General features: G+C 68.7%; 12 protein-coding genes. 4 read left to right on the forward strand and 8 right to left on the reverse strand.

The annotated features are described in order from the left end of the window. Positions 1 to 3 precede the first annotated feature (3 nt). A complete protein-coding gene (locus HWX62_RS10625) occupies positions 4 to 1425 on the forward strand; it encodes a PLP-dependent aminotransferase family protein (RefSeq protein ID WP_175928638.1) in 1422 nt (473 codons plus the stop codon). A 37-nt stretch (positions 1426 to 1462) separates the two neighbouring features. On the opposite strand, the gene HWX62_RS10630 is transcribed toward HWX62_RS10625, so the two are convergent. Next, complete coding sequence (locus HWX62_RS10630) at positions 1463 to 2704, reverse strand: mechanosensitive ion channel family protein (protein WP_175928637.1); 1242 nt, start codon at positions 2702 to 2704, stop codon at positions 1463 to 1465. 453 nt (positions 2705 to 3157) lie between these two features. Here HWX62_RS10630 and HWX62_RS10635 point away from each other — a divergent pair, with 453 nt between their 5' ends. Continuing rightward, a complete protein-coding gene (locus HWX62_RS10635; protein ID WP_175928636.1) occupies positions 3158 to 4876 on the forward strand; it encodes a SulP family inorganic anion transporter in 1719 nt (572 codons plus the stop codon). Positions 4877 to 4898: 22 nt separating this feature from the next. On the opposite strand, the gene HWX62_RS10640 is transcribed toward HWX62_RS10635, so the two are convergent. From HWX62_RS10640 to HWX62_RS10665, 6 genes are all read right to left on the reverse strand, one after another. Beyond that, entirely contained in the window at positions 4899 to 6353 is a 1455-nt protein-coding gene (locus HWX62_RS10640) for a DHA2 family efflux MFS transporter permease subunit (protein WP_175928635.1), read from the reverse strand. After that, positions 6350 to 6913: an isochorismatase family protein gene (locus HWX62_RS10645; protein ID WP_175928634.1), complete on the reverse strand. Its 564-nt coding sequence runs from the start codon at positions 6911 to 6913 to the stop codon at positions 6350 to 6352. The genes HWX62_RS10640 and HWX62_RS10645 overlap by 4 nt, the downstream gene beginning before the upstream one ends. Positions 6914 to 6972: 59 nt before the next feature. Then, complete coding sequence (locus tag HWX62_RS10650; RefSeq protein ID WP_175928756.1) at positions 6973 to 7416, reverse strand: MarR family transcriptional regulator; 444 nt, start codon at positions 7414 to 7416, stop codon at positions 6973 to 6975. Between the two features lie 38 nt (positions 7417 to 7454). Beyond that, on the reverse strand, positions 7455 to 7733 hold the full coding sequence (locus tag HWX62_RS10655; RefSeq protein WP_175928633.1) for a hypothetical protein: 279 nt from the start codon (positions 7731 to 7733) through the stop codon (positions 7455 to 7457). A gap of 44 nt (positions 7734 to 7777) precedes the next feature. Continuing rightward, complete coding sequence (locus HWX62_RS10660; protein WP_175928632.1) at positions 7778 to 8860, reverse strand: serine hydrolase; 1083 nt, start codon at positions 8858 to 8860, stop codon at positions 7778 to 7780. A 196-nt stretch (positions 8861 to 9056) separates the two neighbouring features. Continuing rightward, positions 9057 to 9335 (reverse strand): hypothetical protein, encoded by a 279-nt coding sequence (locus tag HWX62_RS10665; protein WP_175928631.1) that lies wholly within the window; start codon positions 9333 to 9335, stop codon positions 9057 to 9059. A gap of 51 nt (positions 9336 to 9386) precedes the next feature. On the opposite strand from HWX62_RS10665, the gene HWX62_RS10670 reads away from it, so the two are divergent. Beyond that, positions 9387 to 10262 (forward strand): LysR substrate-binding domain-containing protein, encoded by an 876-nt coding sequence (locus HWX62_RS10670; RefSeq protein WP_175928630.1) that lies wholly within the window; start codon positions 9387 to 9389, stop codon positions 10260 to 10262. Between the two features lie 73 nt (positions 10263 to 10335). After that, positions 10336 to 10620 carry a transcriptional regulator gene (locus tag HWX62_RS10675; RefSeq protein WP_175928629.1) on the forward strand — a complete coding sequence of 95 codons (285 nt, stop codon included), beginning with the start codon at positions 10336 to 10338 and terminating at the stop codon, positions 10618 to 10620. A gap of 123 nt (positions 10621 to 10743) precedes the next feature. Here HWX62_RS10675 and mgtA read toward each other — a convergent pair whose 3' ends face one another. Next, positions 10744 to 13509, reverse strand: a complete 2766-nt coding sequence (mgtA, locus tag HWX62_RS10680; RefSeq protein ID WP_175928628.1) for a magnesium-translocating P-type ATPase — start codon at positions 13507 to 13509, stop codon at positions 10744 to 10746. Positions 13510 to 13821 lie beyond the last annotated feature (312 nt).

Consider the following 13821-nt stretch of genomic DNA (forward strand, 5'->3'; position numbering starts at 1 on the left):
CGCGTGAAGCGTTACGAACAACTGGCCGACGATCTCCAGGCGCAGATCGAGCGGGGCGTGTACCGGCCCGGCGAGCGGATTCCGTCGGTGCGGCACGCGAGCCGGCAGCAGCAGCTCAGCGTCACGACCGTGCTGCGCGCATACCTCGTGCTGGAAAGCCGCGGCCTGATCGAAAGCCGGCCGCAATCGGGCTATTTCGTGCGGGCGCGTGCGGCGGCGCCGGCCGAGGCCGAGCTGCATGTCTCGGCGCCGGCCGCCGAGCCGTCGGCCGTGGACGTGAGCCGGCTCGTGCTGTCGACGCTGCGCTCGATCGCGCGCGACGACGCGGTGCCGCTCGGCTCGCCGTATCCCGACGCGTCGCAGTTTCCGGTGCAGCGCCTCGCGCGCTATGCGCAGACGATCGGGCGGCGCCGCACGCGCTGGGGCGTGATCGACGATCTGCCGCCCGGCAACCAGGAGCTGATCCGCCAGATCGCGCGACGCTACGCGGAGCGCGGGATCGCGGTCGAGCCCGGCGAGATCGTGATGACGATCGGCGCGACCGAGGCGATCAACCTGTGCCTGCAGGCCGTCGCGAAGCCGGGCGACACGATCGCGGTGGAGTCGCCGACCTTCTACGCGATGCTGCACGCGATCGAGCGGATGGGCATGCGCGCGCTGGAAGTCGCGACGCATCCGGGCGACGGCATCGATCTCGACGCGCTCGCGCGAATCCTGTCGAGCGAGCGCATCGCGGCCTGCATGGTGATGCCGAACTTCCAGAATCCGCTCGGCTTCCAGATGCCCGATGCGCGCAAGCGCGCGCTCGTCGAACTGCTCGCGAAGCACGGCGTGCCGGCGATCGAGAGCGACGTCTATCACGAGCTGCATTTCGGCGACACGGCGCCGAGCGCGCTGAAGTCGTTCGATCGCGACGGGCTGGTGCTGCATTGCGCGTCGTTCACGAAGAGCCTGTCGCCGCGCTACCGGATCGGCTGGGCGATGCCGGGCCGTTACCGCGACCAGGTCGAGAAGCTGAAATTCCTGAACACGCTCGCGACGCCCGCGATCGAGCAACTCGCGATCGCCGAGTACCTGAAACACGACGGCTACGATTTTCATCTGCGACGCATGCGCAAGCAGTATGCGCAGCAGGCGAGCCTGATGAGCGCGATGGTGCGGCGTTTCTTCCCGGAAGGCACGCGGCTGTCGCAGCCGCAGGGCGGGTACGTGCTGTGGGTCGAGCTGCCGCCGCAGGTCGATGCGATGAAACTGTATACGCTGGCGCTCGCGCAGCGGATCACGGTCGGGCCCGGCCACATGTTCTCGGCCGGCACCGATTACCGGCATTTCATCCGGCTCAACTACAGCTACCCGTGGTCGCGGCAGATCGAGGACGCGCTGAAGGTGCTGGGGCGGCTCGCGTCGGCGTGCGCGGCGCGGTGAGCGCGGCCGCCCGGCGGCCGGCCGCCGGGCGCCGGTATCAGGCCGCGCGTGGCGCCTGCAGCCCGGCTTGCGCGGCATCGACCATCTGCCGCATGTCGAAGCCCGACGGATGCTGGTACACGCGTAGCCCGAACTCCGGCAGCACCGCGATCAGGTGGTCGAACAGGTCGGCCTGGATGGCCTCGTAGTCGACCCACGTCGTCGTATCGGTGAAGCAGTACAGTTCGAGCGGAATGCCTTCGGCCGTGAGCGGCAACTGCCGCGCCATGTTCGTCATGTCGCGGCGGATGCGCGGATGGCGCTTCAGGTAGTTCGCGACGTACGCGCGGAAGGTGCCGAGATTGGTCAGCTGGCGGCGGTTCGCCGGGCAATCGCCGGCCGCGCCGAGCGTGCCGTTCCATTGCTCGATCGCATCGACCTTGTCCGCGAGATAGTCCTTCAGCAGCGTCAGGCGTTCGAGCCGTTCGATCTCGTCGTTCGTGAGAAAGCGCACGCTCGTCGCATCGACGAACAGCGCGCGCTTGATGCGGCGGCCGCCCGCTTCGGTCATCCCGCGCCAGTTCTGGTAGCTCTCGGTGATCAGCTTCCACGTCGGCACCGTGATGATCGTGTGATCGAAGTTCGCGACCTTGACCGTGTTCAGCGTGATGTCGATCACGGTGCCGTCCGCGCCGGCCGACGGCATCGTGATCCAGTCGCCGATCCGCAGCATGTCGTTCGACGACAGTTGCACGCCGGCGACGAGGCCGAGCAGCGTGTCCTTGAAGATCAGCATCAGCACCGCGGACATCGCGCCGATGCCGGACAGCAGCAGGCCGATCTGCTTGCCGGTCGCATCGCCGATCACGACGAGCGCGGCCGTGATGAACATCACGAGCTTGACGAGCTGCATCGCGCCTTTCAGCGACAGGCGCGGCTGGTCGCGTTGCGAGGTGCGGTGCGTGTGCTCGAGTGCGGACAGCGTCGCGCTGATCGTCATCGTCACGAGGAACACGATCAGCGCGAACAACACCTTGTCGGCGACCTGCGCGGCGACGGTCGGGATGCCGGCCACCGCGCCGAGCCCGAGCTTGATCACGACGAACGGGACGATGCGGCTCAGCCATCTGAAGGCGCCGAATTCGAATAGCGCGTCGTCGACGCGCGTGGCGGACAGCCGCGCGAGCCGCGCGACCACGCGAAACAGCAGGAAATGGACGACGGCGGTGATCGCGCCGGCGGCGGCGAGCAGGACGAGGATGCCGACGAGCGGCGTCAACCAGGATTCGTTCAGGGTCATGAGGGCAGACTGGGACCTTCTTGTGCGTTGAATCGGCGCCGCGACGCGGCGCGTGCCCGATGAAGGGCACATGAAAGGGACCGTGATTGTGCCATCGGGTTCCGCAGGGGTGCCGTGAAGGCCGGCCGATCGGCTCCCGAATCGGCTCACCATCGTGCAGGTATCCTCTGCATTTAGGTGAAGGCTGGGAGTGAATCCGCATCACCGCAAGCGGGCGTGCGAGCCGGGTGCCGCGCGGGTCGTCCACCGGGATGCGATCGGCCACACGCCGCGACGGCAGGCCCGTATGCGTCGATGCGCACGACCGGCGATCCATGCAATCATGCGGACGGCGCAGGCGTTGCCGGTGTGTCGTTCGCGTGGGCGTGCGGACCGTCCGGCGACGGTGAGCGACACGCGACACCGTCGCGCACCCGTGCGTGGCGCCCGTCACTCGAACTCACGCATTCACCTATGCACGATTCCAACGAAAGCCGTCCGTCACGCGTGCGGCTGCTGACAGGCATCCTCCCGATCCGCCGTGCGGCGGCGGTGCGCGACATCTTCGCGGGCATGTCGCTCGCGTCGATGGATATCCCGCAGGTGCTCGGCTACGCGCGCATCGCCGGCATGCCGGCCGTCACGGGGCTCTACACGGTGTTCCTGCCGCTCGTTGCGTTCGCGTGCTTCGGCGCATCGCGTCATCTCGTGGTCGCCGCCGATTCCGCGACCGCGACGATTTTCGCGAGCCGGCTGTCGTCGATGGCGCCGGCCGGCAGCGCCGACTATGCGGCGCTGGCCGGCATGGTCGCGCTGCTGACCGCCGCGATGCTGCTGCTCGCGCGCATCTTCAAGCTCGGCTTTCTCGCCGATTTCCTGTCGCGCACGGTGCTGGTCGGCTTTCTCGCGGGCGTCGGCGTGCAGGTATCGATCGCGATGCTCGGCGACATGTTCGGCCTGGCCGTGCCGTACCCGGCGTCGCGCAGCCTCGCGCAACTCGACTACGTCGTCACGCACCTGGCTCACACGCACCGGCCGACGCTCGCGCTCGCGGCGCTCGTCGTCGGCGCGATTCTCGCGTGCAAGCGGTGCCTGCCGCGCGTGCCGATGCCGATGATCGCGGTCGCGGGAAGCATCGCCGCGAGCGGTGCGTTCGGCTTCGCCGCGCACGGCATCGCGGTGCTCGGGCCCGTGGCGGGCGGGCTGCCGCCGCTGCGCTGGCCGTCCGTCACGTGGCAGCAGTTTCTCGATCTCGTGCCGGTCGCCGCTTCTTGCTTCGTGATGATCATCGCGCAGAGCGCCGCCGCCGCGCGCGTGTTCGCGCAGCAGTATGGCGAGGACGTCGATACCAACGCCGACATCCTCGGCCTCGCGGCCGCGAACGCGGCGGCGGCGCTCGGCGGCGCGTTCGTCGTCAACGGCAGCCCGACGCAAACGGCGATGGCCGACGGTGCGGGCGTGCGCAGCCAGATCGGGCATCTCGCGTTCGCTGCCGTGGTCGCCGTCGTGCTGCTGTTCTTCAGTCCGTATTTGCAGTATCTGCCGCATGCGGTACTGGCCGGCATCGTGTTTACGATCGCGCTCGGGCTGATCAACGTGCGCAGCCTCGTGGCGATCCGCCGGGAAAGCCCCGGCGAATTCACGCTCGCGCTGATCACGGCCGCGGCCGTCGTGACGGTCGGCGTCGAGCAGGGCATCCTGCTCGCCGTGGCGCTGTCGCTGATGCGGCACGTGCGCCACAGCTACCGGCCGCATACGATGGTGCTCGAACCCGTGGCCGGCAACGGGCGGTGGCAGCCGGTGCCGACCCGGCGCGGCGCGATGACGGCGCCGGGGCTGATCGTCTACCGGTTCGGTGCCGACCTGTTCTTCGCGAACGATCACCTGTTCGCAGCCGAAGTGACCGCGCTCGTCGACGCGGCGCCGGTGCCGCCGCGCTGGTTCGTCGTCGATGCGGGCGCGATCACCGATGTCGACTATTCGGCCGCGCGCACGTTGATCGATCTCGTCAGGGCGCTGCATGCGCGCGGGATCGGCGTGCTGTTCGGGCGCGTGAACCGCTATCTGCGCGCGGACATGGATCGTCACGGGATCACCGAGGTGGTCGGCGCGTCGTGCATCTTCGCCACGCTGCATCAGGCGCTCGAGGCGGCAGGCACGACGCCCGCGCCGCAGGAGCCGGGCACGGTGTAGGGCGCAGCGGCGCGGCCCCTGGTCAGCGCGAACCGGCCCGTGCGTTGTCGGTCGGCGGGCCGCCGGCCCCGGCCGAGCGCAACGGCAGCCGCAGCGTCGTCGCGAAGCTCGCCGCATGCAGCGCGCACAGCAGGCCGAACGCCCACGCATACGCGACGGCCTGCGTGCCGCCGGCCGACGTCGCCTCGGTCTGCAGCCGCCACGCGAGAAACAGCGTGCAAAGCGTCGTGAAGGTCGGGCCGCCGAGCCGCTGCACGATATTGAGCGACGTGGTCGCCATCGGCAGGTTGCGGCGCGCGACCGACGCATACGCGGCGGCGATCGACGGCGCGCCGATCGCGCTCTGGCCCATGCCGCGCAGAAACAGCGCCGGGACGAGCACGCGCGGATCGTAGCCGGTCAGCGCGAGGAACACGAACGGCAGCGTGGCGACGAGGGCGAGCAACGCACCGGCGGCGGCCAGCCGGCGTACGCCGAACCGGCTCGTCAGCGCGCCCATCGACGGATAGGTGACGAGCATGCCGAGCCCGAGCGGCGCGAGCAGCCAGCCCATCTCGCCCGGCGAGCGCCCGCACGCCTGGATCAGGAACACCGGAATCAGCATCTGGCCCGCATACGTCGCGCCGTTCGACAGGAACTGCGTGCCGGCGGCCGCGCCGAACACGCGCGAGCGAAACAGCGTGAGGTCGATCAGCGCATGGTCGCCCCGGCGGCGCTCGAAGTACAGGAACGCGACGAGCAGCAGCGCCGAGCCGGCGACCGCCGCGATACCGGGCACCGAACCGATCCGTTCGACGCCGTACAGGAACAGCACGAGGCCCGGCGACAACAGCGCAAGGCCGATCCAGTCGAGATCGCGCCGCGTCGCATCGTCCCGGTCGCCGGGCAGGAATCGTACGGCCAGCGCGAGCGCGAATACGCCGACGGGCAGGTTCACCAGAAACAGCCAGCGCCACGACGTATGCTGCAGGATCGCGCCGGCCACGACCGGGCCGAGGATCGGCGCGAGCAGCACCGGTACCGCCGCGTAGCCGATCACGCGCGCCATCTGCTGGCCGGCGACGCGCGCGATCATCATCTGCGCCATCGGCGCGAGCAAGCCGCCGCTGACGCCTTGCAACACGCGGAACGCGATCAGCGACGGCGCGGACCACGCGAGCCCGCACAGCGCCGACGTGAGCGTGAACGCCGAGAAGCACCACAGGTACAGCGCCTTCGCACCGATCCGGTCGACGAGCCAGCCGTTCAGCGGCAGCACCAGCGTCAGCGCGAGCAGGTAGCCGCTCGTCACCCACTGGATCGTCGACAGGCTGGCATGCAGGTCGGTCGCGAGGCTCGACAGCGACACGTTGACGATCGTCGCGTCGAGCTGCGACAGCAGCGAGCCGAGCGTCGCGACCGCGCTGACTTTCCAGATCGACGGATCGCGCCGGCCGGCCGCGTGGCCCGGCGCCGGCTGGATGCGCTGGTCGCTCACGCCCCGCGCCGATCGAGCAGCGCGACGATGTCCTGCGTCGTACCGGTTTCGCCGAGGCGCGGGAACAGCCGCTCGATGCTGTTGACGTGCGCATCCGCGTTGAGGTCGGTCATCGCGTCGACGGCGAGCGTCACGTTGTAGCCGAGTTCGTGCGCCTGCCGCGCGGTCGATTCGACGCCGATGCTGGTCGCGACGCCGGTCAGCACGATCTGCGTGACGCCGGCTGCCTTCAGGTGCGCGTCGAGACCGGTGGCGGTGAAGGCGCCCCAGGTCCGCTTCGTCACGACGTGGTCGCCTGGCTGGCGGTTCAGTTCGGGTACGAGTTCGGTCCAGTCGGCGGGGAGTTGCGCCGTGCGCGGCGCCTGCTCGGTGCGGCCCGGCGCGCCGCCCGCGACGTTGACCAGCACGACCGGCAGACCGCGGCTGCGGAATGCGTCGAGCAGCGTGCGGGTGTGCGCGATCACCGGTGCGACCGGGTGCGCGGTGGGAAGACCGACGATGCCTTTCTGCAGGTCGATGACGACCAGCGCCGTGTTCGTGTCGAGACGGGTTGCGCTCATGATGGGCTCCGGGGAAAGGGCGGGGAAAGCCGTGCGCGCACGCGGCGCGCCGGCCGGGTTCATTGCTCGCCGATGCGGCGGATCAGCGGGATGGCCGCGGCGAGCGCGGCGATGTCTTGCGGGTCGAGTTTCTCGATCGCAGCGCCGAGCCACTTGTGTTTAGCAGCGTGGCGCTTGCGTCGTGCGTCGAGGCCGGCGGCGGTGAGCTTGAACAGGATCTGGCGGCCGTCGGTCGGATGCGGCTCGCGCTCGACGAGCGCGTCTTCCTCGAGGCTCGCGAGGATCGCCTTCATCGACTGCGGCTTCATCGCTTCGGCGCGCGCGAGATCGGCGGTCGTCATCGGCCCGTGCCGTTCGAGCCGCGCGAGCGCGCTCGTCTGGGACATGCCGAGCCCTTCGGAATCGATCTCGGAGCGCAGCCTGCGGATGAGCTGGCCGACCGCGAGGGTCAGCTCGGCGGCGACGGTTTCGGCGGAAACGCCGGGTTTGCGTGGCGGGTTCATGCGGCGAATCTTAGAACACGACAGTTGAACTTGCAAGTTTAACTGTCGAATTGATTGCCGGCCGGTGGCGCTATCCGGCGCGATTCCGTGCGCCGATGCGAGACCGGAACGACTTCGCCGTATCGCGGGGTCGCGTTTTCGTGCAGCAGATCGCCGAGGTACCGGGCGAGTTCGTCCGCGGCGAGCGTGGACGGAATCTGCAGATTGGCCGGGCGCCGCTTGCCTTCGGCGCCGAGATCGAACACGGCCCAGCCGCCGTCCGTGCGCACCACGGCGAGCAGCCGGCCGAAAGCGTTGAAGCGGTATTCGTCCTGCATGGCGTCGCTCCCGTCGCGTGAGTGCGCCGGCTGCCCGTGTCCGTTTACTGGATCGAACAGGACAGCCAGCGATGGATTTTGACGGCGTCGCTCGATACGCCGGCCCGCGTCGGTGCGCCGAGCAGCACGACCGTTTCGCGGCGGCCTTTCACGCGCATGCGCATCACGACGCCGTGCCCCGATTCGTTGATGAAGCCGGTTTTCTGCAGCCGGATCGGCAGACGGCGATAGCGCACGAGCGGGTCGGAATTCACGTAGACGAGTTCGCCATCGCCGGGGCGCACGGTGGTCGACAGGTCGGTCGAGAAATAGCGGATCAGCGGATCCTTTGCGGCCGCGCCGACGAGCCGCGCGAGATCTTCCGCCGTCGACACGTTGTGCGGCGACAGGCCGGTGGGTTCGCGAAAGTGCGTATGCCGCATGCCGAGCCGGCGCGCTTCGCGGTTCATCGCGTTGACGAACGCGGTGCGTCCGCCCGGATAGTCGCGGCTGAGCGCAGCGGCCGCGCGGTTCTCCGACGACATCAGCGCGATATGGAACATGTCGCGGCGCGACAGCACCGAGCCGACCCGCAGGCGCGAACCGGTGAACTTGATCGTGTCGCGATCGCGCGCGGTCACACGCAGCACACCGTTCAGCGGGCGATCGGCGTCACGCGCGACGACGGCCGTCATCAGTTTCGAAATCGATGCGATCGGCCTTACGGTGCGTGCGTTGCGCGCCAGCAGCGGGGTGCCGGACTCGACGTCGAGCACGTAAGCCGCGCGTGAATGCAGCGACCCGACCGCGCGCGGCGTGTAGCCGCAACTGGCGAGCAGTTTCGGTTTCGCGGGCGGGCGCGGCCGTACCGCAGTCGTGCGTTTCGCGCGCCGCTGCTGCGGCGCAGGCGCCGCGTGGCGTTTGGCCGCTTGATGCGTGACGCGCGAGCGGCGATGCTTGACGGCCTTTTTCTTGCGATGAGGTTTTTTCTTGACGGCCTTCGTGTGTGCATGCGGCTGCGCGTAGGCGGTGCGATGCGGCTGCACGCGTCGCGCGGACGCGTTCGCGGCGAATGCGAGCAGCAGGAACGACAGGACGAGGATCAGGGTGGTCCGGGCGCGAGGCACGCGCGCGATGAGGCCGGTCAAGCGAAAGTCTCCTTTTCACGCGCGATGCGGCGGCGCGCAATGCACGGGCGGTCGGCGGGTGCGGGAAATTATACGGTCGATCGCGCGACGATGACGATTGGATGACGCGCAATGACGCGCGATGCGGGGGATTCCGGCTGTTTTTGCGCTGCCGGGCAGCGGGGAGCGTGGAGCGAAAGTCGGGCAGGTGCGCGGTTCAGCGCGGCCAGTTCCGCCGCGACACGACCGCAAAACTGATCGCGATCGAGCCCGTCACCGCGCGTGGCGGCGCGTCGTCCAGCGCATCGCCGAAGCGAAAGCGGCGGCTGCGCCCGTCCGCGCGTTCGGCACGACGTTTCGGTGCGCGGGTATCGGCGGCGGCAGCGCATGCGCTTGCGCCCGTGGCATCGCATGGTGGCTCGGCCACGCAGTCGGCCGCTGGATCGAGAGACATGACGGTAAGTTCCGGGAAGGGCATGTCCGTATTGAACGCCATTGCATTCGATCGGTAAAATGAATATTTCGATCGTTACGATTCCGTTGAAGAATGGAACTGAAACTGCTGCGCACCTTCCTGACGGTCACCGAGCTGTGCCATTTCAGCCGTGCGGCCGATGCGCTGCACATGAGCCAGCCTGCGCTCAGCAAGCAGATCGGCGCGCTCGAGGCGAGCCTCGGCGGCAAGCTGTTCGAGCGCGGCCGGCATGGCGCGGAACTGACGCCGTTCGGCGAACGCTTCCTGCCCGACGCACAGGCGCTCGTGCGCGATGCCGACGAAATCCTGGCGCGTGCGCGGGAAGCGACCAGCGGGCAGCGCGGGCATTTGCGGCTCGGCATCTGCCTGTCCGTGCTGACGCTCGTCCCGAAACTGATCGCCGAATTCCGCCGTTGCAATCCGGGTATCGCGGTAACGCTGAGCGACCTGTCGTCGTCCGAACAGACGCGCCGGCTGCGCGCCGGCAAGCTCGACGCCGGTTTCCTGCGCCTGCCTTCCGACGAAGGCTTGTCGTCGTTCAAGGTGATCGACGAAGGGCTCGCGCTCGCGGTGCCGCCGCATCTCGGCTTCAAGCGCGTGCCGGCCAACCTCGACGTGCTCAACGAGATCGGCTTCATCGCGCTGCAGCGTGCGCGCGGGCCGGGGCTGGCCGCGCAGATCGACCGGTGGTGCGTCCAGCGCCGTTTCGTGCCGCACGTGATGCAGCAGGCGGAAGACGTGCAGTCGGTGCTGACGTCGGTCGCGGCCGGCGTCGGCGTCGCGTTCATCCCGTCGAGCGCGCGGTACCTGCTGCGCGACGCGACGGTGCTGCCGCTCGACGGCCGTGACGCGAAGTGGCGCGTGGGGCTCGCGTGGCTGTCCGATCGCGACGATCCTGTCACCACGCGTTTCGTGTCGTTCATGCGCGCGGCGCTCAAGGGTGCGTGACGCGGCGTATAGTGTCCGCGATCGTTTTCTCCATGCACATGCCGGCCCGGCGCCGGCCGACGAATCCGAACCGATGACTTCAGAATCCGACGAATCCCCGCTCGATCCCGCACTCGTCGCCACGCTCGCGACGCTGAACGAAGCCGCGAGCGATCCGGCCGGCAAGCCCTGGTCGCTGCCGAAGATCGCGAAGCGCACGCAACTGCCGATGAGCACGCTGCGCCGCGTGCTGACGCAACTCGACGCCGCGGGCCTGAGCGCGACGACGCTGAACGAGGACGGTACCGGCAGCGCCGCGCTGACCGACGAAGGGCGCGCGGTGTGCGCGCAGCTGTTCGGCGCGAACGACGGCGGATGAATGAGAAACGGGCCGCCGATGCGGCCCGTGGCATAGGAGCGGCTCGACGCGCACGCCGTGCCGGCCCGCTCGTCGCCTGCGGGCACGGGCCGGCACGTCGTCATCGGCGCGCCGTCGGAACCGTCAGAACCACTGCTTGTAGCGGCGCACGTAGATCGTCTTGACGATCTGCGCGAGCACGATGTAGCCGACCATCGTCGCGGCGAGCCACAGCCAGTAGGTGCCCGGCAGGTGCATGAAGCCGAGCGCTTGCGCGAACGGCGAGAACGGCAGCCAGCAGCCGATCGCGATCGCGGTGAAGGTCGACAGCAGCACCGGCAGCGACGCCGTGCTCTGCAGGAAAGGGATCTTCTGCGTGCGCAGCAGGTGCACGACGAGCGTCTGCGACACGAGGCTCTCGATGAACCAGCCCGAATTCATCACGATCTGGCCGCTCGCGCCGCCGTTCAGGTGATACATCGCACCGGCACCGAACACGGTCCACATCAGCACGTAGGTCGTGATGTCGAATACCGACGACGTGGGCCCGACCCACAGCATGAAGCGGCCGATGTTGCCGGCTTCCCACTTGCGCGGCTTCTTCAGGAATTCCGGATCCATCTTGTCCCACGGCAAGAGCATCTGCGACGTGTCGTAGACAAGGTTGAGCACGAGCAGTTGCGTCGCGAGCATCGGCTCCCACGGCAGGAACGCGCTGGCGACGAGCACCGAGAACACGTTGCCGAAGTTCGAGCTCGCCGTCATGTTCAGGTACTTGAGGATGTTGCCGAACGTCTCGCGGCCCTTGATCACGCCTTCCTCCAGCACCATCAGGCTCTTTTCGAGCAGGATGATGTCGGCGGTTTCCTTCGCGATGTCGGCGCCGCTGTCGACCGAGATGCCGACGTCCGCGTCGCGCAGCGCGGGCGCATCGTTGATGCCGTCGCCGAGAAAGCCGACCGTGTGGCCGTTCGCCTGCAGCGCCTTGACGATGCGCGCTTTCTGCAGCGGCGTGAGCTTCGCGAACACGGTCGTGCGTTCGACCGCCTGCGCGAGCGTGGCGTCGTCGAGCGCTTCGATTTCCGTGCCGAGCATCGGCTTGCCGGGCTCGAGGCCGACCTGGCGGCACACCCTGATCGTGACGGTCGGGTTGTCGCCCGTCAGCACCTTCACCGCGACGCCGTTCTCGCGCAGCGCGGCGAGCGCCGGTGCGGCCGACTCCTTCGGCGGATCGAGGAAAGTCAGGAAGCCGCGCACGACGAGATCGCGTTCGTCGGCCGTGCGGTATTGCTTACGCTCGTCGCCGCGCGGGATCTCGCGGGTGGCGAGCACGAGCACGCGGAAGCCGTCCTCGTTGTACGCGGTGGCCTGTTCGAGCAGCCGCTTGCGGGCCACGAAGTCGAGCGGGCGCACGCCGTCTTCATCCTGTACGTGCGTGGAAACCGCCAGCATTTCCTCGACTGCGCCCTTGCAGATGAGCAGGTGCGTGCCGCGCGTATCCTCGACGACGACCGACAGGCGGCGCCGCACGAAGTCGAACGGCAGTTCGTCGATCTTCTTGTAGCCCTGCGGCTTCACGCGTTCGCCGATCTCGTCGGCACGCGCGACGACCGCGATGTCGATCAGATTCTTCTGGCCGCTCTGGTGGAAGCTGTTCAGCCAGCCGAGCCGCAGGATGTCCTCGTTCTTGTGGCCGGACAGGTCCAGATGGTGTTCGAGGATGATCTTGTCCTGCGTGAGCGTGCCGGTCTTGTCGGTGCACAGCACGTCCATCGCACCGAAGTTCTGCACCGAGTTCAGCCGCTTGACGACGACCTTGCGGCGCGCCATCGCGACCGCGCCGCGCGCGAGGTTCGCGCTGACGATCATCGGCAGCATCTCGGGCGTGAGGCCCACGGCCACCGCGAGCGCGAACGTGAGCGCGCTCAGCCAGTCGCCCTTGGTCAGCCCGTTGATCATGAACACGATCGGCACCATCACGAACATGAACTTGATCAGCAGCCAGCTCACGCTCGCGACGCCGCGGTCGAAGCTCGTCTCGATGCGCTTGTGACTCACGACGTTGCGCGCGAGCGAGCCGAAGTACGTGTCTTCGCCGGTCGCGACCACGACGGCCGTCGCCGTGCCGCTGACGACGTTGGTGCCCATGAAGCAGACGTTCTCGAGATCGAGCAGCGACGCCGTCGCGTCGTTGGCCGCGCCGGCCGCACGCGTGCTCGCCGATTTGCCGGCCACCGCGCCGAGCGTGTCGTATTTCTCGACCGGCAGCGCCTCGCCGGTCAGCACCGCCTGGCTGATGAACAGGTCGCGCGACGCGAGCAGGCGCACGTCGGCGGGGATCATGTCGCCGGCGGAAAGATGCACGATGTCGCCGACGACGACTTCGCGCATCGGCACCTCGCGGCGCGACGGCTCGGCCGTGCCGCTCACCGTGCGCTGCACGGTCGCCGTCGTGCGGACCATGGCCTTGAGCTTCTCGGCCGCGCGCAGCGAACGGAATTCCTGCACGAAGCGCAGCAGCGCGCTGATCGTGACCATCGTCAGCAGGATCGTCATGCCGACGTAGTCGCGATCGTCGGGCGCCGCGAAATAGACGTCGGTGAAGAAGCTGATGGCGGCCAGCACCAGCAGCACGTAGACGAACGGGTTGTGGAACGAGAGCAGCAACTGGCGGGTCCAGTGCGGCGGCTTGTCGTGCGCGATTTCGTTCGGGCCGTCGTGTTGCAGGCGCTCGGCGGCCTGGTCGTCGGTGAGGCCGCGCGTGCTGGCGCGCAGCGACTTCAGCGTGTCGTCGAGCGGGCGGGCGGCTTCCTGCGCGGCGCGCATGATGCGCGGTTCGTTCTGCTGGCCGGCGCCTGCCTTGATGAAGCCGCGCTGTTTCTTGTGCGAGGGGGTGTGTCGTGTCGTCATGAGTCGCTCCTTGCGCACGAGGCGGCGGGCGGGGCGCGGCCTTGACGTCATCGACGCACGAGCGCTCCCCGCCGCGTCGCGTCAGGCGCGATCGGCTGTGGGTCGGTAAAGGCGGGAACGCTCGCCGGCGCGCACGATGCGGACGGCGTGTCGATGCGCGGCGTCGCACCGGCGAGCGGTAATCGACTACTGTCGTCTGAGTTCATCTGCACTCCTGTCGGTTGTGGAGAGTCGGCACGGGCGACCGGCTGCGGCGCGCGTGACGAGGCGCGCGGCCGGACGGCACGCGAACGGAGAGCGCACGCGGCTGGC

This window comes from Burkholderia sp. BCC0506 (assembly GCF_902833145.1).
Classification (GTDB): Bacteria; Pseudomonadota; Gammaproteobacteria; order Burkholderiales; family Burkholderiaceae; genus Burkholderia.